Origin of the sequence: Streptomyces sp. NBC_00078 (assembly GCF_026343335.1) — a bacterium.
Taxonomy (GTDB): Bacteria; Actinomycetota; Actinomycetes; order Streptomycetales; family Streptomycetaceae; genus Streptomyces.
Genome location: NZ_JAPELX010000001.1, coordinates 8,665,317 through 8,686,598, shown reverse-complemented (window position 1 = coordinate 8,686,598; position 21,282 = coordinate 8,665,317). Strand labels below are relative to the sequence as shown.

Below are 21,282 nucleotides of genomic sequence, written 5' to 3'. Positions count from 1 at the left end.
TCACATGGTCCGCTCCGACAGCCGCGCGGCGCGCACCACGGGGGTGTCGGTGCCCGGGATCGACAGCGAGCCCTGGTCGGCCGAGGCGGTCGCATCTGCCAGCCAGCGCTGCGCCGAGGAACCCTCGCGAACCTTGACGACGATGTCAGCGCCGGGGTCCTCGGCGGTGGCGGTAAGGGCGAGCTGCTTGTCCCAGCGGGTCAGCAACTCCCCCTGCGCGGTGAGGTCGTAGCGCACGTCCTCGCCCCGCTTGTCCTTCTCGGCGGCGCACTTGCCGAGGACGACCACGCCGGCGTCCACATGCGAGTCCAGGCACAGGCCTGAGTCCGCCACGCTGCGCACCAGCCCGTTGCTCTCGTACGACCACTGCTGGGTGGGTGCGTCCGAGCATGCCGCCAGCTCGGTCCCGGCCCCGGCCTTCACCTCGCCCCTGATGTCGAGGCACAGGTCCGCCCCGGCGTTGCGCAGCCTGGACTGGCCCGGCACCGTGGGGAGGTGGGCGGTGCCGGGTGCCGACTGGGAGCCGACGCCCGGCGCGGTGCCGCCGTTCGCCCCGTTGGAGGCGTTGGAGGCGGCCGGGTCGACGCCGTCGTCGTGCGAGAACAGTCCGGCCGCGAACAAGGCCGCGAGCAGCCCGGCTGAGGCGACGCCCACTCCGGTCAACAGGGCCCGCGAGTTCCGTGGCGCCCCGGGAGACCGGCGGCCCGGCAGCGGGATGCGGGGCATGATGCGCGGGCGTCCGCCGCCGTGCCGTGCCGAGGAGTTGCGCGTGCGCTCTGGCTGCTGTGCTCGGCCGGGTCGGGTGTCGAAGTAACGGAGAGCACCCCAGCCGAGCACCGATTCGGCCAGGAGTACGCCCAACCCGCCCTCGATATGGCTCAGTTGCTCGGCGGCGAAACGGCAGTAGGGGCATTCCGCAAGATGCTGCTGGACATCCGGCAGCAGGGTCCCACCCCGGCGAATCGGAACGTCGAGGAGGCGGTTGTAGAACCGGCAGTCCTTGCTGGGCGCGAGTTCCCGATGGGCATGTACACAACCTTCACGGAATTTTTCACGCGCCTGTTCGAGTGCCGCGGACGCGGTGTCGGTATCCATGCCGAGTAGGCCGGCGGGTATGGAAATGGGCTCCGCCTCGACCTCGGTGTGCCAGAGCAAACACCGGGAAAGTCCGGGAAGGGCCTGGAATGAACGCTCGGCCAGCTTGCGATTTTCGGGCGTCATGGACTTCGCCGTACGCATACCGCGCCCGCCGGCGGGTTTCAGCAGCTCCGGCAGAACGCCGGATATCCGGTCCTCGGCGGACCACACACGGACCGTCTCCCTGACGGCCGCCAGGAGCCGGGGGCGCACCGCGAGCGCGGCCTCGCCCAACGCCAGCCGGTCGAGGACCTGGTGAAAGGTGGCCGCGGTCACCATGGAGGCGACCTCGGCCTGGGAGGCGAGGCAGATGGCCGCGTAATCGCGGGCGGGCTGCCAGTGCCGCGCCATGAGCAGCGCGACGGATGGGGCGACCTCACCGTCGGGACGGCCCCTGAGCCGGGTGGCGAGGTTCTCGTCGGATTCTCCGGGAACCCCGCCGGGCGGCGGGTAGGGGGGTCGAGGTGGGTGGGGGGTGGGCACTGAGCGGATTCCTTCCCACGCGCATGGGACATACAGGAGGGCATGAATTCAGGTATGTGCATTCGACCCGGTTCCGATAGGCCGATCGACACCCGGCCATTACACCTCCCGCACGGGTAGTTCACTCTTGCACAACACACTCATGACCAACAAGGCACTCAGGCAACGTCCGCCTCTTTGAAAGTTGGTCAGAAGCGGCGACAACTCGCCTCACCCGCATGACCTTTCGTCATTCCATGCGCCCCGTGTGAAAGAGGCGCACGCGCCGGAGCGCCGCGCACGCTCCCGGCGCGCACCACGCCGTAGTGCACTGGGTACCGGCCCTTCTCGGAGGCCCTGCGCAGGATGGCGGCTCTCCTGCGCCGCACGGGCCGCCGACCTTGTTCCTCCCGCCCTCGGTCGGCGGCCCCGGGGGCGGGTCGACGGCTCTCAGATCTGCCAGGAGCGCAGCCGGTCGGCCGCGCCGTAGACATCGGCCTTGTTGGACATCAGATCGCGGGCCAGGTCGACGAGGGCGCCGTAGGGCGGGTCGATGCCGACGCCGCTGACGAACATGTACGCCACGGCCGTCGCGCAGGCGAAGCGCGCGTTGGCCGCGGGCAGGGGCCTGAGCAGGGCGAGGGTGTGCAGCAGGGCGGCGGCTCGCCAGGCCGGGTCGGAGTCCACGCCCAGGCGCGGCGGGTCGACGCGGTGGCGGGCGACGGCGGCGACCAGCGCGGAGAAGTCGTTGACGGTGGGCTGGTCCGGCAGGACCTCTTCGTGGCGCTGCAGCAGCCAGGGCACGTCGATGTGGATGACGGGTGCCATCGGTCAGGCGACCCACCCCTCGCTCGTGTGGGCTGGTTCGTCATCGGGGAAGGCGGCCGCGAACTCGTCGGCGTGGGACGCGAAGAAGCGGCGGAAAGCTTCCGCGCCCTCCTGCAGCGCGCGGTGCCGGGCTATGTCCGCGGCGGCGGCCTCGCGCACGAGCGCTTTCATCGACGTACCGCGCTCCTTGGCGATCTGCCGCAGGTCCTCAAGTTCGCGGTCGCTGAACTCGACATTCAGGGCTGGCATACCTTCACGGTACCGCTGGGGTACTTACTCGTAAATATCTGCAGGTCACAGCACCTGCACGACGGTACCTTCCGGGCCCGGACCGGCAGAGGACCAGGTCCGATTCCCGCCGGTGACTCGCCGCGCGGCGCAGCAGACTTGAGCCATGACGACGTACACGAAGATCGACAGCCCCGTGGGTGAACTGCTCCTGGTGGGCGAGGGGACGACGCTGACCTCACTGTCCATGCCGGTGCAGCGCAACGCCCCCGTCGTACGTGCCGGCTGGCGGCGCGACGACGAGGCGTTCGGCGAGGCCGCCCGGCAGCTCTCCGCCTACTTCGAGGGCCGGCTCACCCGCTTCGACCTGAGCCTCGCGCCCCGGGGGACCGGGTTCCAGCAGCGCGTGTGGCAGGCGCTCGACGAGATCCCGTACGGCACCACGACGACGTACGGGGAACTCGCCTCGCGGCTGGACGTGCCGCGGCGCGAGATCCGGGCCGTGGGCGCCGCGGTGGGCGCGAACCCGCTGCTGGTCGTCCTCCCCTGCCACCGGGTGATCGGCGCCGACGGTTCGATGCGCGGGTACGCGGGCGGTGTCGAGCGCAAGGTGCGTCTGCTGACGCACGAGGGTGCACTGCAGCAGATGCTGGTGTGAGGGGAGGAGACGGCATGACTCTCACCGAGGCCCAGGCCCGAAGGCGCGTCGCCGGCACCGAATGGGCAGCGCTCGCCGCCGAGTTGGACGTGCACGGCAGCGCACCGACCGGTCCCCTGCTGACGGCCGCCGAGTGCCGTGAACTGGTCGCGCTGTACGAGAAGCCGGAGCTGTTCCGGACCACGGTCGACATGGCGCGGCACCGCTTCGGCTCCGGTGAGTACCGGTACTTCACCCACGATCTGCCGGCCCCGGTGTCCTCGCTGCGCGCCGCCCTGTACCCGCGTCTGCTGCCGATCGCGCGGGACTGGGCGGGGCGGCTCGGCCGTCCGGCGCCCTGGCCGGACTCCCTGCAGGAGTGGCTGGAGGCGTGTCATGCGGCCGGTCAGGACCGGTCGGCACAGATCCTGCTGCGCTACGGGCTGGGCGACTGGAACGCCCTGCACCGTGACGTGTTCGGCGACATGCTCTTCCCGCTGCAGGTGGTCGTCGGTCTCGACGAACCGGGCGGCGACTACTGCGGCGGCGAGTTCCTGATGGTCGAGCAGCGGCCCCGGGCCCAGTCCCGGGGTACGGCGACCGAGCTGCGGCAGGGCCACGGCCTCGTCTTCACCACCCGGGACCGGCCGGTGCGCACCAGGCGCGGCTGGTCGGCCGGAGCGATGCGGCACGGCGTGAGCACGGTCCGCTCAGGCCGCCGGCACACGCTGGGCATCGTCTTCCATGACGCGTCCTAGTGCCCCCGACAGGTGACGTTCGCCCCGTCGCGACGCCCGCCCCACCTGCCGCGGGGGCGTGGGAGGTCCGCCTGCCCGTCGTGGACCGGACGCCGCTCCTTGACGGGTAATCGTTGCCCGACGGGACACCAGCAGCCCCTACACGTCGGCCCACAGGCCCTTGCGCCGGTACCTCCCCTCCCACAGCAGGCGGTTGAGGATCCGGGCCGGCGGCGGCAGGGCGCCCAGGAAGCGGGCGCGGTCGGCCGGCGGGGCGCCGTCGACGATCCACGGTACGAACACCGAGGCGCCGCGCAGACCTTGGGTCCTGCGGATGCGGCCGGTGAAGGCGGCCCAGTCGGCTGCCGTCAGGACGTCCTGCATCAGCGGAAGGGCGCTGTCCTCCTCGTGCTTGAGGTGGTCGTCGAGGGTGGCGGTCAACGCCCGTACCAGATCGGGTAGTTCGGGCGCACGGTCGGCCAGTGCGTTGTCGACCGCCGCGAGCAGCGGGTCGATGCGGGAGTGTTCCGCCTCCATGTCGTCCAGCAGGGCGAGGTCGCGAGGCCGTCCGGCGGCGCGTTCGCGCACCCGCGGCCACAGACCGCCGTCCTCGGTGGTGTGGTGGATGTGCAGCTGGCGCTTGAAGTTCTCCCAGCCGGCGCGGACCTGGGGCGAGTGGGCCCGCCCTTCGGCGACGGCGGCCGCGAGGCGCTCCATGTCGCGGCGGAAGGCGTCGTGGGAGGCGTACATCGGGGTGAAGTCGATCGTTTTCTGCGGACTGTCGGTCATCGGTTGGCCTCTTCCAGTTCGGGATCGGACACGGGCAGGGCATGGGGGTTGGCGGACGGGCCGCGGTGGCGCCGTACGGCGAGACAGGCGAGCGCTCCGGTGAGCAGCACGGCCGCGGACACGTACACGGCCGGGCCCATGGCGTCGACGAAGCCGTGGCCGAAGACCTCTTGGCCGAGGGCACGCATGCGCTCGGCGACGTCCTGCGGCACCCCGTGCGGCACGCCGCCCTGCTGCGGGGCGCCGACATCGGGCCGGGCCCCGGAGAAGGCGGCGACGAAGGAGTCCCGGTACCCGGCGGGCAGCCGGCCGGCGCTCTCGCGGGCCCGGTCCGTCAGCGCGGAGGCGAGCTGGTTCTGCAGCACCGCGCCCACGACGGCGCCGGCGAGCACGGAGCCGACCTGCCTGAGCGCGTTGGTCACACCCGAGGCCGCTCCGGCGAGCCGGGCCGGGACGCCCCGCATGACCTCGGTGGCCATCGGAGCGAAGGTGCAGCCGACGCCGAGCCCGGTGAGCAGGAGCGGGAGGGCGATGCTCAGCCATCCCGACCCGACGTCCGCGACCGCCACCACCCACGTCAGACCGGCCGCCCAGGCGAGCAGGCCGCCCATGAGGATGAACTTGCCGCCGATTCTGTCCGCGAGGGCGCCGGCGGGCCCGGCCGTCACGAAGGAGCCGATGGCGACGGGGAGCAGGACCAGACCGGACTTGAGGGCGCTGAAGCCGAGCACGGACTGCAGGTAGATCGTCAGCGGCAGGAACATGCCGACGACACCGAACGACACCGTGACGCCGACGACGTTGACGAGGGTGAAGTTGCGGTCGCGGAAGAGCGCGAACGGGACCAGCGGCTCGCCCGTCTGCCGGCCGCGTTCGTGCAGCAGGAATGCGGCGAACAGGACGGCGGCCGAAGTGAACAGGCTCCAGATCCAGCGGTTCCAGTCGTAGCGCTGTCCCTCGGTGAGCCCAAAGGCCAGACAGAACAGGGCAGTTGAGGCGAGGAGCACGCCGAGGGTGTCGAAGCTGTGGCGTACCGTGCGCTGTGCGCCCGGGATGATCGCCACGGTCATCACCAGCACGATCACACCGAACGGCAGGTTGACGAAGAAGATCCACCGCCAGCTCAGGTGGGTGATCAGGGCCCCGCCGAGAATCGGCCCGAGCGCTCCGGACACGCCCGCGACCGCTCCCCAGATCCCCATCGCCACGCCGCGCCGGTCGGCCGGGAAGACCTCGGCGATGATCGACAGGGTCTGCGGCATCAGCAGCGCCGCGCCCAGCCCCTGCACCGCCCGGAACGCGATCAGCTGCGCGGGGTCCTGGGCCAGGCCGCAGGCGAGGCTCGCCAGGGTGAACAGGGCGACTCCGGCGGCGAAGAGGTTGCGTTTGCCGCGCAGGTCGCCGAGGCGCCCTCCGGTGATCAGCAGGACTGCCAGCGCCAGGGTGTAGGCGTTGACGACCCACAGGATCTCGTCGAGGGACGCGTCCAGGTCCTCGCCCAGTTGCGGGATCGCGATGTTCACGATCGTCAGGTCGAGGAGCGTCATGAAGAACCCGAGAGAAAGGGTGGCGAGAATCGCCCACGGGTTGCCGTGCCACTTCTTGAACACGATGTCGGTCTCCTAGTGTCGGACTCGCGTTCAAGAGGGCGGGGCGGCGGGCGAGTGTGACACGGCGGGATTTTCCTGAGACGTGGGTCACATTTCGCCTCTTGGATGTCACATTCCGACCCCTTGGCGGCCTCGCAGCAGTGAGTACGCCACCGGGGAGGCCCACGTATGTCCGAACGCGCTGTGACCGATGAGGCGACCGATGTCTTCATGGACCATCGGGAGCTGTTGTTCGGCCTCGTCTACAACATGCTGGGCAGCGTCGCCGACACCGAGGACGTGCTGCAGGAGACCTGGCTGTCGTGGTCGGGCCGGGGCGCCGCCGGCGTCGCCAATCCGCGCGCCTACCTGGTCCGCATCGCCGTCAACCACGCCCTGCAGCGCAGGGCCTCGATCACCCGCCGCCGCGAGACCTATGTGGGCCCCTGGCTGCCCGAACCGCTGGTCGCCGACGACGCGAGCGCCGACGACCCGGTCCTGCGTTCCGAGTCCGTGTCCATGGCGATGCTGGTGGTCCTGGAGTCACTGACCCCGCTGGAACGCGCGGTGTTCGTCCTCAACGAGGTGTTCGGGTACGCCCACACCGAGATCGCGGAGATCATCGACCGCACCCCTGCGGCGGTACGGCAGCTCGCGCACCGCGCGCGGGGCCATGTCCATGCCCGGCGACCGCTGTACCAGGCGCATCCGCGGGTGCGGCGGGAGGCGACCGAGCGGTTCGTACGGGCCGCGTTCGGCGGGGACATCGCCGCGCTGATGGAGATCCTGGCGCCGGACGTCACGGTGTGGACGGACGGCGGCGGCAAGCGCAGGCCGGCGGGGCTGCGTCCGGTGCACGGCCGGGACAAGGCGGTCCGCCTCATCACGTCGTACGCGGCACGGCGCGGCCCGCAGAACCTCGACCTGCGCTACCGCCGCGTCAACGGCGACGAGGCCGCCGTCCTGTTCGAGGGTGACTCCCCGTACGCCGTGATGGTCATGGACCTCACCCCCGAGGGCGACCGGGTGTCCGACGTGTACATCGTCACCAACCCCGACAAGCTCACGCATGTGCACAAGGACGAGGACGAGGACGAGGACCAGGGCGAGGGGGCGGAGGCGGAGTGAGCGCCATGGAGACCCCCGGCAAGGGCGAGCGCGTCGCCGACTGGCTCGACGGCCGTCTCGGCATCCACTCACTCGGCAGGAAGTACCTGCGCAAGGTGTTTCCCGATCACTGGTCGTTCCTGCTCGGCGAGATCTGCCTGTACAGCTTCGTGGTGCTGATCCTCAGTGGCGTGTACCTCACGCTGTTCTTCCACCCGTCGATGAACGAGGTGACCTACCACGGCGGTTACGTCCCGCTCAACGGCGTGCGGATGTCCGAGGCGTACGCCTCCACGCTCGACATCAGCTTCGACGTGCGCGGCGGCCTGCTGATCCGGCAGCTGCACCACTGGGCGGCGCTGGTCTTCGTGGCCGCGATGCTCACGCACATGATGCGGCACTTCTTCACCGGTTCGTTCCGCAGGCCCCGTGAGATCAACTGGCTGTTCGGCTGGACCCTGCTCCTCCTCGGCCTGTTCGAGGGCCTGTTCGGCTACTCGCTGCCGGACGACCTGCTGTCGGGGACCGGCCTGCGCTTCGTCAACGGCGCCCTGCTGTCGATGCCCGTCGTCGGCACCTATCTGTCGATGTTCCTGTTCGGCGGCGAGTTCCCCGGTCACGACATCGTGGCCCGCTTCTACTCGCTGCACATCCTGCTGATCCCGGGCGTCATGGCCGCGCTCGTCGTGGCGCACCTCATCCTGGTCGTCCACCACAAGCACACCCAGTTCGCGGGGCCGGGCCGGACCGAACGCAACGTCATCGGCACGCCGTTCATGCCGGTGTACCTGGCGAAGGCGGGCGGCTTCTTCTTCCTGGTCTTCGGCGCCCTCTCGCTCGTCGCGGCCGTGGCGACGGTCAACCCGGTCTGGGTCTACGGCCCCTTCCGCCCCGACCAGGTCTCCACGGGCGCCCAGCCCGACTGGTACCTGGGCTTCGCGGAGGGCCTGGTCCGGGTCATGCCGGGCTGGGAGATCACCCTGTGGGGCCACACGCTGGTACTGGGTGTGCTGGTCCCGGTCGTGGTCTTCCCCCTCCTCCTGGTCTTCATCGGGATCTACCCCTTCCTGGAGTCCCGGGTGACCGGCGGCCGGCGCGAGCACCACCTCCTGGACCGACCGCGCAACCGCCCCGTCCGCACGGCCGTCGGCGCGGCCTGGATCAGCCTCTACCTGATCCTGCTGGCGGGCGGCGGCAACGACATCGTCGCCACCCGCCTGCACCTGTCCATCAACACGGTCACCTGGACGGTCCGCGTCGCGGTGTTCCTCCTCCCTGCGGTCGTCTTCGTCGTCACCCGTCGCATCTGCCTGGGTCTCCAACTGCGCGACCGTGAACTGGTGTTGCACGGCCGGGAGACCGGCGTGATCAAGCGGCTGCCGCACGGCGAGTACGTCGAGGTGCACCAGCCGCTCGCTCAGGCCGAGTTGCACACCCTGACCGCCCATCGGCGGCAGGGAGAACTCGTCGAGCGCGAGCCTCAGTCCTGATCCGCCACGAACGACGCCATCCTGGCCAGGGCCGCGTTCCAGTTGATGGCCGTCTCGTTCGTCGACCAGGACTGGATGTCGTCGATGTAGCAGAACTGGCCTACGCAGCCTTTGAGTTTGCTCTGTGCGTAGGGGTCCTGGATGGACGAGTTGGGTCCGCCGGCCAGGGTGCCGTGCGGCGGGTTCGGAAGGTTCGGGTCGAGTTCGTGTGCGTACCAACGGCTATGCTGGTTATGGGAGTTGACCTCGCCGTAACCGGTGACGTACGAGATGTTCAGCGCATTGCGGCCGAGGATGTAGTCCATGCTCTGGACCGCGCCGTCACGGTACTTCGAGGAACCCGTGAGGTCGTACGCCGTCGCGAGGACCACGGCGTTGTTGAGGACCTGGTGGCTGGAGCCCCAGTCGTAGATGTTGTCCGCGGGCGCGTAGGGCATCCCGTACGGCTGTGACCTGAGCGTCGCCAGATAGCGGTCGGCGGCCTCGACGACCGACCGGCGCACCCTGTCCCGGCCGGGCAGGCGGTTCGGCACCGTCGCCAGGTCCAGCCGTCCGGCCGCGGCCGTCCTGCCCCAGTCGAAGCCGAGGCCGCCGAAGATGTCCGCCGTGTTCTGCGGGGAGTTGAGCACGTAGTCCGCGAACTGCTTCTGCCCCGTGGTGAGATACAGCTCCGCCGCCGCCCAGTAGAACTCGTCCGTCGCGTTGGAGTCGTCGTAGGCGCCGCCTCCGATGCCGTCACTGGCGGAGGCGTACATGTCGGGGTGGGCGAGGGCAGCCGACCAGGCCTTGCGGGCGGCCGTCAGTGCCTTCGCCGCGAAGGCGCGGTCGTAGGGCCGGTACAGACGGGCCGCCTGCGCGGCCGTCGCCGCCAGGTTGAGGGTCGCCTGGGTGGACGGCGGGTGCAGTTCGCGCTTCTGCGGGTCCTCGCTCGGCAGCAGGGGCAGGCCCGTCCACTGCTCGTCATGGATCTTGTGATGTGCCATGCCGGCCAGCGGCTGCCCGTCGGGCACCTGCATCTTCAGCAGGAACTCCAGCTCCCAGCGGGCCTCGTCGAGGATGTCGGGCACCTTGTTCCCGCTCTCCGGGATGGCGAGGGTGCCGTCCCGCAGCTTCCTGGCCTCCCCGGTGCGGGCCAGCAGTTCGCGCTCGTAGGTGCTCAGCAGCTCCCAGGTGGCGATACCGCCGTTGACGACGTACTTGCCGTGGTCGCCCGCGTCGTACCAGCCACCGGTCACGTCGAGGGTGTAGTCGCACACACCCGGCTGGCAGGGGACCTTCACGTCGCCCTGGTTCGGAGCCACGCCGAGATGCCCGGCGGCACGCGCGTACCCGGGCCGCAGGTCGTCCCGTATCGCGATGCCGCTGCGCTGTGTGTAGTAGTACTTCACCGAGTCGAGCCTCAGCTGCTCGTACGCGCTGGTGCCGATGTCGAACGGGCGGCTCGCCTCCCCGTCCGCCACCAGCGTGAACCCCTTGCCGCGCTTGCGGTAGGCGCCGAAGTCGATGGAGTGGACGTTCTGCCCGGAGGAGACGTCGACCCCGCGCGGCACGGTCAGGCCGTGGGCGACCGTCGCCCCTTCGGCGTTCTTCAGCTGCCAGGGCAGTTTCGAGGTGGCGTCGGTGACGAGCGTGGCGTTCTTCGGGCCCGACGGCAGATAGGCGACCTGGTTGACGCGCACCCGCGGCCCCGTGTCCGGCTCGTACACCTCGGGCGGCACCCCGCCCAGCAGCGACGCGTCGTCCATGCACATCCGCCAGGCGTCCGGGCTCCCGCCCGCCTGGAGGGCGACCTGGCCCTGTGTGGTGTCGACGGGCGAGGTGAAGGTGTACGAGTAGGTGTCGCCGGAGACACTCAGCTGCGGGCTCACCTCGAAATAGGTGTCGTACGGCGCCGCTTGGAGCCCGACGATCGCCCGCACCACGTGTCCCCCGGGCGAACCGGACGCCTTGAAGCTGAACTTGTACGACTCTCCCTTCACCAGAGTGACGTCGTTCTGGCCGACGGCGGCGTCCCAGCGGTTGGCGGTGCCGCCGGGCACGTCCGCGCAGAGCTGTCCGTCGGAGAGGGCTGCGGTGACGTTGGTGGTCGTCCACCAGGGGTCGCTGGTGGTGTCGAAGGTGCCGTTCTTCAGCTGCTCGACCTCGTCCGCGGCGGCCGGTCCGGCCGGTAACGCGGTGAGTGCCGTCCCCAACAGGGCGGTGATGGTCAGCAGGACGGTTCTGCGTCGTTTCACGTCTGGGCTCCTCGGGCGGAGGGGCGGGTGACGCTCGCCAAGACGATGGGAGCGCTCCCAGATGCGGATGCAGCTCATGTTTGTTCGCGCCATGACATCCCGTCAACGGTCCGGACGGCACTGGTTTTCCGCCCGGACCGTCACGACCCGCTCAGCTGCCGGGCGCCTCCAGCTTGCTGATCCGCACCGCGCCGGCGGCTTCACCCGGGTGAGCGCTGGTCAGCGTGAGCCTCAGCCGGGAGCCGCGCTCGGCGGCGAAGGTGATGATCGTCGGCGCGTCCGTGGCGGTGGCCCAGTCGACCGCCGCTCCGGTGACGGGCACGTACCGGTGGCCGTTCCACACGGCCACCTCGACCGAAGCGGGCAGGCTGTGGGTCGCGTCCACGGTGAAGGAGACCTCCACGCGGTCGAAGGTGCGGGCCCGGCCGTAGTCCACCGAGATCCAGTCCTCCGTCCGGGCGCCGTTGAAGGCGGGCAGCAGGGCCGTGGCCGACTTGGCGAAGGCGTTGGACCAGCCGGTGGCCGCGTCGCCGTCCAGCATCGCGGCGGGGAGCGTGTCCGGGCGGCCCGAGTAACTGGCGTCAGCGGACGGGTGGTTCGGGGGCGCCGGGTGTTGCGGTGCGAAGGCGGGCGCCGGAGTGGTGGCGACCGATCCGGCGTGTGTGGTGCGCACGGTCGCCGTGCCCGGCCGCAGCCCCTCCGCCCGCGCGGTCACCTTCAGGGTGCCGGCCCTGGTACCCGAGCGCACGATCGCGAGCGCCATGCCGTGGAAGGCGGTGCGGGTGCTCGCCTGGTAACGCTCGGCGCTCTCCTCGCGGCCGTTGTCGAGTCCGGCGAGCGAGCCACCCTTCACGTCGAAGGTGATCAGGTGCTCGGCGTCGGGCACCACCACTCCGCGGGCATCGACGACGTCCGCGGAGACGAACACGAGTGAACGCCCGTCCGCGGCCAGGGACTTGCGGTCGGCTGTGAGCCGTACGGCGTGCGGTGCGCCCGCCGTGCGCAGCACGTCGGTGGCGACCACCTTGCCGCCCTTGCGGGCCAGCGCCTTCAGCTCGCCCGGCTCGTAGGGCACTTTCCAGACGAGGTGGAGCTTGCCCGCGCTGCCGTTCGGGCTGGTGTAACTGCCCGGATAGGGGCCCGTGGTGAAGGTCTTGTCGTCGCCGGTCGCCTCCGTGGTCTCCAGATACGTACGGCCGTCCGTGGTCTTCTTCGTGTCGAAGGCGCGCGTGCCGAGGGACTTTCCGTTGAGGAACAGTTCGACGTCGGCGACGTTGGAGTACGCCCACACCTCGACCGTGTCGCCCTCTGCGTGGTTCCAGGTCATGGGCAGCAGATGGACCATGGGCTCGCCGGTCCACTGGCTCTGGAACAGGTAGTACATGTCCTTGGGGAAGCCGGCCGTGTCGACCGCACCGAAGAAGGACGCCTTCACCGGAAAGACGTCGTAGGGCGTGGGCTCCCCGATGTAGTCGATGCCCGACCAGAGGAACTGGCCGGCGAACCACTTCCGGTCCCGGTCCTTCTTGTGCCCGTATTCCCCGCTCATGGTCCAGGAAGCCAGGTTGTTGTCGTACGAGGAGGTGGCGCGCCTGCCAGGGGTGTGGTTCTCGCCCGTGTTGAGGTGCTCCGGCTCCTGGTACGCGCCGCGCGTCGAAGTCTCCGAGGAGGACTCGGACTCGAAGAGGAACAGATGTGGGTAGGCCGCGTGCAGAGCGTCCACCGACGTGGCGGTGTTGTAGTTGAGGCCGAGCCCGTCGAGCTTGGCGAGCATCAGGTCGGCCGCGGAGCCCCTGGCGGGCACACCGTGGTACTTGTTCGAGCCGATGACCAGCGGCCGGGTGTCGTCGACGGCCTTGATCGCGCCGATGATCCGGTCGGCCATGCCCAGGCCCGCGGTCGAGGTGGAGTCGGGGATCTCGTTACCGATGGACCACAGGACGACGGCGGGCGAGTTGCGGGCGGCGAGGACCATCTCGGTGGCGTCCTTCTCGCACCACTCGTCGAAGAAGCGGCCGTAGTCGTACGTCGTCTTGCCGGTCCGCCAGCAGTCGAAGGCCTCCACCATCATCACGATGCCCAGTTCCTCGCAGACCTGGATGATCTGCGGCGAGGGCGGGTTGTGGGAGGTGCGGAAGGCGTTGACGCCCATCGACTTCATGATGGTCAGCTGTCTGCGCACCGCGTCGATGCTGATCGCCGCGCCGAGGGCACCCTGGTCGTGGTGCAGGTCGACGCCCTTGATCTTGGTGGGGGTGCCGTTGAGCGCGAAGCCCTCGTCGGGGTCGAAGCGGTAGCTGCGGATGCCGAAGGTGGTGCGGTAGGTGTCGACCGCTTTGCCGCCTACGCGCAGTTCCGTCTCCAGGGTGTAGCGGTGCGGGGCTTCGATGTCCCACAGCTTGGGGCCGGGGACCGTGAGTTCATGGATCTCGGCCGCCTTGTCGGTCACGTTCACCGTGGTCGCCCGGCGGGCCACCGTCCGCCCGCCCGGGTCCTTGACCGTCGAGCGGATCTCGACCTCGCTCGCGGCGCGGGACTCGTTCACCACGGAGGTCCGTACGCGTACGACGGCCCGCTCGCGGGTGATGTCCGGCGTGGTGACGTGGGTGCCCCAGCGGGCCACGTGCACCGGCTCGGTGACCACGAGGCGAGCCTCACGGTAGATGCCGCTACCCGAGTACCAGCGGCTGCTGGGCAGTTGGTTCTGCACCTTGACGGCGATCACGTTCTCGGTGGAGCCGTCGGTGTGCAGCAGGTCGGTCAGGTCGAAGGCGAAGCCGGTGTAGCCGTACGGGTGCCGGCCGGCCTGAGTGCCGTTGCAGTAGACGTACGAGTCCATGTAGACGCCGTCGAACTCCACCGAGATCCGCTTGCCGGCGAACCCGGACGGCAGGGTGAAGGCGAGGCGGTACCAGCCGAGGCCGCCGGGGAAGAAGCCGGTGCCGCTGGTGGTGCCGTGCTCGGTGGTCGGGGTCTGCTCGATGCTCCAGTCGTGCGGGACCGCGACCTCGCGCCAGGCCGAGTCGTCGTAGCCGGGGTCGGCGGCCTGTGCGTAGGCGCCGGTCGGGTCGGTGATCCCGCCCGGGTCGACCAGCGCGAAGCGCCATCCGTCGCGCAGGGCAAGCGTGCGGCGGCCGGATCCGTCCGCCGCGGCCTCGGCGGCCCGGGCCACCGGGGTGCCCAGAAGCGCTCCGGCCGCCGGCGCGGCCGTGGAAGCGATCAGGACCGATCTCCGAGTCACTGTCATGGCGGCTCCCCTTCATCAGGGCCCAGAAGTACTCATAACTGATCGTGAACAAACAGATTCTGACGCTGGACCACACGTGGCCGTCAAGGGTGCGGTGACCTCCTTCTGCCCCACGGGGCACAACGGCCGGATTTCCCCCTTGACCGTCGGGCCGGGTGCGCGACGGGGTTCCCGTCCGTACGCGACGCGGACGCACTAGGCTGGAACTCAAGTGACTCACCGGTTCACTGTGAGTGTTCGCGATGGAGTGGCGGAGATGAACCCGGAGTATCCGTTCGACGATGCCGCGACGGCGCGCGCCGCCGTCGACGACTCCGGCACGCTCGTCGAGTGGAACGTCGGAGCCGAGCGGCTGCTCGGCTGGCCTGCCGCCGAGGTCGTGGGGCGCCCCGCCGGGCGCCTGCTCGCCGGCAGCGGGCCGCACACGCCGTTCCCGCCCGACGGACTGCGCTGGGACGGCACCGTCACCCTGCTCCGCCGGGACGGAGGCGAGGTGGCCGTGTGGCTGGTGGCCCACCACCGACGGGCGCAGGATGGCGGCCGCGGCCGCTGGCACGCCTTCAGCCCGCTCGACGGCGGCGGCAGCCGCTCCGCGGAAGACGCACTGGCCACCGCCGCGCTTACCCAGTCACCCTGCGCTGTCGCCGTCTACGACGAGCGGCTGCGGCTGCGCCACATCAACGACGCCATGGCCGACGTGATCGGGCTGCCCGAGGAGCGCATCCGGGGGCTGCGCCTGTCCGAGATCGGCGGCAGACCGGAGAGCGAGCAGCTCGAGGAGAACATGCTGCGGGTCCTCGCCTCAGGGCGGGCGGCGGACATCCAGACGTACATGCGGACCGGCGGCGAGGTCGCCGCGCACGCCTGGCTCGCCCGGATGGCCCCGGTCAGGGATTCCGAGGGGCAGGTGCGGGGCGTGTGCCTGGCCGCGCACGACTTCACCGACAACTACCTCTCCCGCGAGCGGCTGCAACTGGTCAACGAGGCGAGCGTGCGCATCGGCTCCACCCTCGACGTCACCCGTACGGCACAGGAGCTGACGGACGTGTTCGTGCCCGCGCTGGCCGACCTGGTCAGTGTCGACCTGCTGGACCTGCAGGAGCACGGCGTCGAGCCCCCGCCGCGGCTCAGCGCCCCGATCGAGATGCGCCGCGCCGCGCACGGCTCGGTCAACCCCGGCACGCCCGAGGCCGTCCTCAAACCCGGACAGCTGGAGGTCTATCCCGACGGCTCACCACAGGCCGACTCCCTGGTGGCGGGCCGCACGATCGTCGCCTCGTACGCCTCGGGCGCACTCGACAAGTGGCTCAGCTGGCACAAGGCGCGCGCCGAGCGGGTCAGGGCGTACGGCATCCACTCCACGATGTCCGTGCCGATCCAGGCCCGCGGTCTCACCCTCGGGGTCGCGGTCCTCACCCGGTTCAGGCGCCCCGACCCGTTCACGGCCGACGACATGCTGCTCGCCGAGGAGATCACCGCCCGGGCCGCCGTGTGCATCGACAACGCCCGCCGTTTCTCCCGCGAGCGCGAGACCGCCCTGGCCCTGCAGCGCAGCCTGCTGCCCCGCTCGCTGCCGCGCACCGCCGCCGTCGATGCCGCCTCGCGCTACCTTCCGGCGGCGCGGGCCGGGGTGGGCGGTGACTGGTTCGATGTGATCCCGCTGTCCGGGATGCGGGTCGCGATGGTCGTCGGGGACGTCGTGGGCCACGGCATCCAGGCCTCGGCCACGATGGGCCGACTGCGTACCGCCGTCCGCACGCTCGCCGACATCGACCTGGCCCCCGACGAGCTGCTCACCCACCTCGACGACCTGGTGGTGCGGCTGTCGGCGGAGGCCGGCACCGACGGCAGTCCCGGCGAGGTCGGCGCCACCTGTCTGTACGCGGTCTACGACCCGGTTTCGCGGCGCTGCACGCTGGCCCGGGCCGGCCATCCGCCGCCGGTCGTGGTGCCGCCCGGGGGCGAGCCGGAGCAGGTGGAACTGCCGGCCGGGCCGCCGCTGGGCCTGGGCGGGCTGCCGTTCGAGTCCGCCGAGCTGGAGCTGCGTGAGGGCAGCGTGCTGTCGTTCTACACGGACGGCCTGATCGAGAGCCGCGAGCGGGACGTGGACGCCAGTCACCAGCTGCTGCGCGACGCGCTGGCGATGTACTCCGACTCGCTGGACGAGACATGCGACCGGGTCCTGCACTCCCTGCTGCCGACGGGCGGCGCCCTGGACGACGTGGCCCTGCTGCTGGCCCGTACCCGCGGACTGCCCGCCTCCCAGGTCGCGACCTGGGACATCCCCCCGGACCCGGCGCTGGTCGCGCCCATCCGCAAGCAGGCCGTGGAGCAGCTGGACACCTGGGGGCTGCAGGACGCGGCCTTCACCGCCGAGCTGGTGGTGAGCGAGCTGGTCACCAACGCGATCCGGTACGGCGCCCGCCCGATCCGGCTGCGGCTGATCCACGACACGGCCACGCTGATCTGCGAGGTGTCCGACACCAGCCACACCGCCCCGCATCTGCGCCGCGCCAAGACGTGGGACGAGGGCGGCCGCGGCCTGCTCCTGGTCGCTCAGCTCACCGAGCGCTGGGGCAGCCGTCACACGACGGACGGCAAGACGATCTGGGCGGAGATCGGCCTGCTCGACGAGGCCTGAGCGCTCAGGGCGTGTCCGTCAGCCAGGGCCTGACCTGCCGGCGCGCCTCGTGCAGCCGCGACTTGAACGTGCCCAGTGGGATCCCGGCGCGCTCGGCCGCCTCGGCGTACTCCAGCTGGCAGATGTCGCGGTACACCAGCGGCTCGACCAGCTGGGGATGCTCGCGCTCCAGCCGGTCCAGCGCCTCCAGCAGGTCGAGGCGGGATCCGGCGATGACGCTGGTCGTGCGCGGGTCGGCGTGCCGCTCCGCGTCGATCGGGGCCGGCTGTTCGGCCGAGCGCCGCTTGAGTTCGCGGTACTTCTGACGGCAGCAGTTGGCGACGACCGTGTAGAGCCAGGTGCTGAAGCGGCTACGGCCCTGGAAGGTACCGATCTTCCGGGCGACCTGGAGCAGGACGTCCTGTGCGGCCTCCTCGGCGTCCTCGCGGCAGGGCAGGAACCGGCCACAGCGCCGCAGGACCTCCGGGCGGATCGCCTGGAGCAGCTCCTCCAGTGCCGCCGTGTCGCCCGCCGCGGCGTCGCGGGCCAGCTCCTCGGTCTGCGCGACCTGGGGCTCTCCTCGGAAACGATCCACGGCCAGGCATGATAGTCGTATGCACTCCGTCGAGCGGATCGGGCGCTACCGCCTCGAACGGCGCCTGGGCGCGGGCGCGTTCGGCACGGTCTGGCTCGCGCACGACGACGAACTGCGGGCACCGGTGGCGGTCAAGGTTCTCGCGGACAACTGGTCCCACCGGCTCGATGTCCGCGAGCGGTTCCTGGCCGAGGCGCGGATGCTGCGCCGGGCGGGCTCCGACCGGGTGGTGCAGGTCCACGACATCGGTGAACTCCCGGACGGCAGACCGTACTTCGTGATGGAGTACGCCGACGGCGGCACCCTCGCCGAGCTGCTGGCCGCCGGTCCGCTGCCGGTGCCCGAGGCACTGCGTCTGACGGCGCTGGCGGCCCGCGGCGCGGCCGCGCTGCACGCGGCGGGGATCGTGCACCGGGACATCAAGCCGACCAACGTGCTGCTGTGCACCTCCCCCGAGGGCGTCTCCCGGGTGCTGCTCGCCGACCTCGGGCTGGCCAAGAGCCTGGCCGAGGCGTCGGGTCTCACGCAGGCGGCCGGTTCCGCGGGCTACCGGCCACCCGAGCAGGCAGAGGCCGGCGCGGGCATCGACGCCCGGGCCGATGTGTACAGTCTGGGCGCGGTCGGCTACCACCTGGTCACCGGCACGGTTCCGGGTGAGCCGGGCAGGGTCGTACGGCCCGACCGGCTGCGTCCGGATCTGGCCCCGGCCATCCGGCGGGCCCTGATGCGGGCGCTTGCGCCGGACCGCAGACGCCGCTGGCCCGACGCCGAGGCCTTCGCGGACGAGCTGGATCGGCTCGCCTCGTCCGGCCTCCGCCCCCGAAGACGACGTAGGGCTCTCGCCCTGACGGGCGCCGTGGCCCTCGTCGCGGCTGCCGGCGTGACCGCGGCGCTGGTCGAGCGGCAGTCCCCGGCCGCGGACGTGCGGGTCACGGACACGAGCGACCGGATCGTCGCCGAGGTGCCGGGCGACTGGGGCCGCCAGCTGCGCGACTCGGGGTGGGATCCGCGGGCGCTCGGCCTGCCCTCCGGCCACCAGCCGGGGCTCGTCGTCGCCGACCACCTGACCGAGTGGCAGGACCTGGGGGCCGACGTGAACGGCGTGTTCGTGGGCCTGAGTGAGCACGGCGACCTCACGGCCGCGGTGAACACTCTCACCCACCCAGGCTGTCACTACGACGGCAGTCGCGCCTACACCGGCCCGACCGAGCACGGCCGGATCCGCGGCTGGAGTCGCTGCCCGGGAGGCGGGTCGGTCACGGAGGCCGCACTCGCCCCGACGGCCGGCGGCGCGCAGACTCGGGTGTACGTGCAGATCCGGCAGAGTGGCCGGGCCTCGGCGACCGACCGCGTCCTCGACTCCGTACGCATCGCAAGCTGACGCGGACCACTCGGGTCGCGCGCGAACTTTTCCGCCCCGGCGCGCATCGGAACTGTGTGACGGGGCACAGAGCGCCGTACGCACACGCCAAGGTGTGTGCGTGGAATCACCGGGAGTGTTGAGGACCATGGCGAAGAAGTCCCCCTCCGTACACCGGACGGCCCTGCTCGCGAGCGCGGTCGCGGTGCTGGGTCTGCTGACGGCCTGCGGCAGCAGCGGCGACGGCACCACGGCGAGCTCGCCACGCACGCTGTCCGGTACGGCCGCGCCCGCCACCGGCGGCCACAGCACCGGCCAGGCCAGCGCGTCCCCCTCCGCGTCGGGCACCGCGCAGGGCGAGGCCACCGCGACCGCGTCCAGGGCCACGCCCCGGTCTACGACCACGTCCACGCATGCCGGCGCCGGCATGCGTGGACGTTGCCACACCTCCGAGCTGCGAGCGAGCGTCGGGCGGAACGACCCGGGTGCCGGGCAGGAGAACTTCCCGATCGTGCTGACCAACACGTCCGCCCGCACCTGCACCGTGCGGGGCTACCCGGGTGCCGCGTTCGTCGACGCGTCGGGCCGGCAGCTGGGCCCGGACCCGAAGCGTGAGTCGGGTACGCCCGCGACGGTGACACTGGCGCCGGGAAAGAGCGCCTGGGCCGGGATGACGTTCTCGAACCCTGAGGTCAGCGGCGCGCACCCGGCCACTCCGGCCTCGCTGCTGGTGACCCCGCCGGACGAGCGGGCGCACCTCTCGGTGAAGTGGACGGGCGGACCGGTCCCGGTGTCCGGCAACGCGTCCTCCGTGTTCCTGATGGTGTTCAGCCCGGGTACCGGCCCCTGAGCGGGCGGGGGCCCGGCGGGACCGTTCACGTCGGCCTGCTTTCATTGAAGGCGCCGACCCGGCCCGCCCAGATCCGCTCAGATCTGCCCAGATCCGCTCTGAAGGACCCCGTTCTGAACACCCCGCTCGCCGAAATACTGTCCGTCGTCCTGCTCGTCGCCGTCCTCGCATGGGCGGTGTTGCGCCCGAAGGGACTGCCCGAGGCCGTGCTGGCGGTCCCGGCCGCCGGGGTGGTGATCGCGACGGGCGCGATCTCCCTGGACCACGCACGGGCTGAGGCGGCAAGTCTCGGGCCCGTCGTCGGATTCCTCGCCGCGGTACTGGTGCTGGCGCACTTCTGTGACGTCGAAGGGCTCTTCCAGGCGTGCGGGGCCTGGATGGCCCGGCGAGCGGCGGGTTCGCCCGGGCGACTGCTCGCGGCGGTCTTCGTGCTGGCCTCGGCGATCACGGCCGTGCTCAGCCTGGACGCCACCGTGGTGCTGCTGACACCGGTGGTGCTCGCCACCGCCGCCCGTGCCGGTGTGCGGGCCAGGCCGCACCTGTACGCGTGCGCCCACCTCTCGAACACTGCCTCACTGCTCCTGCCCGTCTCCAATCTCACCAACCTGCTGGCCTTCGAGACGAGCGGGCTGAGCTTCACCCGGTTCGCGGCTCTGATGGCGCTGCCGTGGCTGGTCGCGATCGGCGCCGAGTACCTGGTCTTCCGGCGCTACTTCGCCGACGACCTCACCGCGTCCCTGCACTCCCCCGAACCCGGTGAGACGCCCGGACTGCCCGTGTTCGCGCTGGTCACCGTGGCGTGCACGCTGGCCGGGTTCGTCGTGGCCTCGGCGGTCGGCATCGATCCGGCCTGGGTGGCGGCAGCGGGTGCGCTGGTGCTGGCCGGCCGCGCGATGCTACGGCGGCGGGCCACTCCCCTCTCCGTACTGCGGGCCTCCTCCCCCGCCTTCCTCGCGTTCGTCCTCGCGCTCGGCATCGTCGTGCGGGCCGTGGTGGACAACGGGCTCGCCGACGCGCTCGGCCACGTGCTGCCCAGCGGGTCGGGGCTGCTCGCGCTGCTGGGCATCGCCGCGCTGGCCGCCGTGCTGGCGAACCTGATCAACAACCTTCCGGCGGTGCTGGTCCTGCTGCCGCTGACCGCGGCGGCCGGGCCCGGTGCGGTGCTGGCGGTGCTGCTCGGCGTGAACATCGGCCCGAACCTGACGTACGCGGGATCGCTGGCGACGCTGCTGTGGCGGCGCATCGTGCACGGGCACGGCCAGGACGTCGAGCTCGGGGAGTTCACCCGCCTCGGTCTGCTCGCCACCCCGGCCGCGCTCGTCTCGGCCGTGGCGGCGCTGTGGCTGTCGCTCCAGGTCGTCGGCTGAGCCTG

16 protein-coding genes are annotated in these 21,282 nt (G+C 71.1%); 8 read left to right on the top strand and 8 right to left on the bottom strand.

Annotated features, from left to right (window positions below; all coding sequences use genetic code 11):
- From OOK07_RS40425 to OOK07_RS40415, 3 genes are all read right to left on the bottom strand, one after another.
- Positions 1-1,620 carry an RICIN domain-containing protein gene (locus OOK07_RS40425; protein ID WP_266801568.1) on the bottom strand — a complete coding sequence of 540 codons (1,620 nt, stop codon included), beginning with the start codon at positions 1,618-1,620 and terminating at the stop codon, positions 1-3.
- Between the two features lie 429 nt (positions 1,621-2,049).
- Positions 2,050-2,427, bottom strand: a complete 378-nt coding sequence (locus OOK07_RS40420) for a toxin Doc (RefSeq protein ID WP_266524452.1) — start codon at positions 2,425-2,427, stop codon at positions 2,050-2,052.
- 3 nt (positions 2,428-2,430) lie between these two features.
- On the bottom strand, positions 2,431-2,676 hold the full coding sequence (locus tag OOK07_RS40415; RefSeq protein WP_266801567.1) for a hypothetical protein: 246 nt from the start codon (positions 2,674-2,676) through the stop codon (positions 2,431-2,433).
- Between the two features lie 145 nt (positions 2,677-2,821).
- Between OOK07_RS40415 and OOK07_RS40410 the strand changes: the two genes are divergently transcribed.
- Both OOK07_RS40410 and OOK07_RS40405 read left to right on the top strand, forming a co-directional pair.
- The gene (locus OOK07_RS40410) at positions 2,822-3,313 is read left to right on the top strand and encodes a methylated-DNA--[protein]-cysteine S-methyltransferase (protein ID WP_266801566.1); all 492 of its coding nucleotides are present in this window, start codon (positions 2,822-2,824) and stop codon (positions 3,311-3,313) included.
- Positions 3,314-3,327: 14 nt separating this feature from the next.
- Positions 3,328-4,050 (top strand): 2OG-Fe(II) oxygenase, encoded by a 723-nt coding sequence (locus OOK07_RS40405; RefSeq protein WP_266801565.1) that lies wholly within the window; start codon positions 3,328-3,330, stop codon positions 4,048-4,050.
- Positions 4,051-4,188: 138 nt separating this feature from the next.
- On the opposite strand, the gene OOK07_RS40400 is transcribed toward OOK07_RS40405, so the two are convergent.
- Positions 4,189-4,818 (bottom strand): hemerythrin domain-containing protein, encoded by a 630-nt coding sequence (locus OOK07_RS40400; protein WP_266801564.1) that lies wholly within the window; start codon positions 4,816-4,818, stop codon positions 4,189-4,191.
- Complete coding sequence (locus OOK07_RS40395; RefSeq protein WP_266801563.1) at positions 4,815-6,428, bottom strand: DHA2 family efflux MFS transporter permease subunit; 1,614 nt, start codon at positions 6,426-6,428, stop codon at positions 4,815-4,817. Before OOK07_RS40395 ends, OOK07_RS40400 begins: the two co-directional genes overlap by 4 nt.
- 168 nt (positions 6,429-6,596) lie before the next feature.
- Here OOK07_RS40395 and sigJ point away from each other — a divergent pair, with 168 nt between their 5' ends.
- Positions 6,597-7,535, top strand: a complete 939-nt coding sequence (gene sigJ, locus OOK07_RS40390; RefSeq protein WP_266801562.1) for an RNA polymerase sigma factor SigJ — start codon at positions 6,597-6,599, stop codon at positions 7,533-7,535.
- A 5-nt stretch (positions 7,536-7,540) separates the two neighbouring features.
- Positions 7,541-9,004, top strand: a complete 1,464-nt coding sequence (gene qcrB / locus OOK07_RS40385) for a cytochrome bc1 complex cytochrome b subunit (RefSeq protein WP_266802285.1) — start codon at positions 7,541-7,543, stop codon at positions 9,002-9,004.
- Here qcrB and OOK07_RS40380 read toward each other — a convergent pair.
- Together OOK07_RS40380 and OOK07_RS40375 are read right to left on the bottom strand one after the other, a co-directional pair.
- Positions 8,995-11,238, bottom strand: coding sequence for a glycoside hydrolase family 9 protein (locus OOK07_RS40380; protein ID WP_266801561.1), 2,244 nt, complete (start codon positions 11,236-11,238; stop codon positions 8,995-8,997). The two genes, qcrB and OOK07_RS40380, sit on opposite strands and share 10 nt — an antisense overlap.
- A 151-nt stretch (positions 11,239-11,389) precedes the next feature.
- On the bottom strand, positions 11,390-14,485 hold the full coding sequence (locus OOK07_RS40375) for a glycoside hydrolase family 2 TIM barrel-domain containing protein (RefSeq protein ID WP_266801560.1): 3,096 nt from the start codon (positions 14,483-14,485) through the stop codon (positions 11,390-11,392).
- Between the two features lie 256 nt (positions 14,486-14,741).
- Between OOK07_RS40375 and OOK07_RS40370 the strand changes: the two genes are divergently transcribed.
- Entirely contained in the window at positions 14,742-17,126 is a 2,385-nt protein-coding gene (locus OOK07_RS40370; protein ID WP_266801559.1) for a SpoIIE family protein phosphatase, read from the top strand.
- A gap of 4 nt (positions 17,127-17,130) precedes the next feature.
- Here the strand turns inward: OOK07_RS40370 and OOK07_RS40365 are convergent, their stop codons facing one another.
- Positions 17,131-17,700, bottom strand: coding sequence for an RNA polymerase sigma factor (locus OOK07_RS40365; protein WP_266801558.1), 570 nt, complete (start codon positions 17,698-17,700; stop codon positions 17,131-17,133).
- A 19-nt stretch (positions 17,701-17,719) separates the two neighbouring features.
- On the opposite strand from OOK07_RS40365, the gene OOK07_RS40360 reads away from it, so the two are divergent.
- The 3 genes from OOK07_RS40360 to OOK07_RS40350 all read left to right on the top strand — a co-directional run bounded on the left by OOK07_RS40360 (position 17,720) and on the right by OOK07_RS40350 (position 21,277).
- Entirely contained in the window at positions 17,720-19,081 is a 1,362-nt protein-coding gene (locus OOK07_RS40360; protein ID WP_266801557.1) for a serine/threonine-protein kinase, read from the top strand.
- A 127-nt stretch (positions 19,082-19,208) separates the two neighbouring features.
- A complete protein-coding gene (locus OOK07_RS40355; RefSeq protein ID WP_266801556.1) occupies positions 19,209-19,910 on the top strand; it encodes a DUF4232 domain-containing protein in 702 nt (233 codons plus the stop codon).
- Positions 19,911-20,023: 113 nt separating this feature from the next.
- Positions 20,024-21,277 (top strand): SLC13 family permease, encoded by a 1,254-nt coding sequence (locus tag OOK07_RS40350; protein WP_266802283.1) that lies wholly within the window; start codon positions 20,024-20,026, stop codon positions 21,275-21,277.
- Positions 21,278-21,282: the final 5 nt, after the last annotated feature.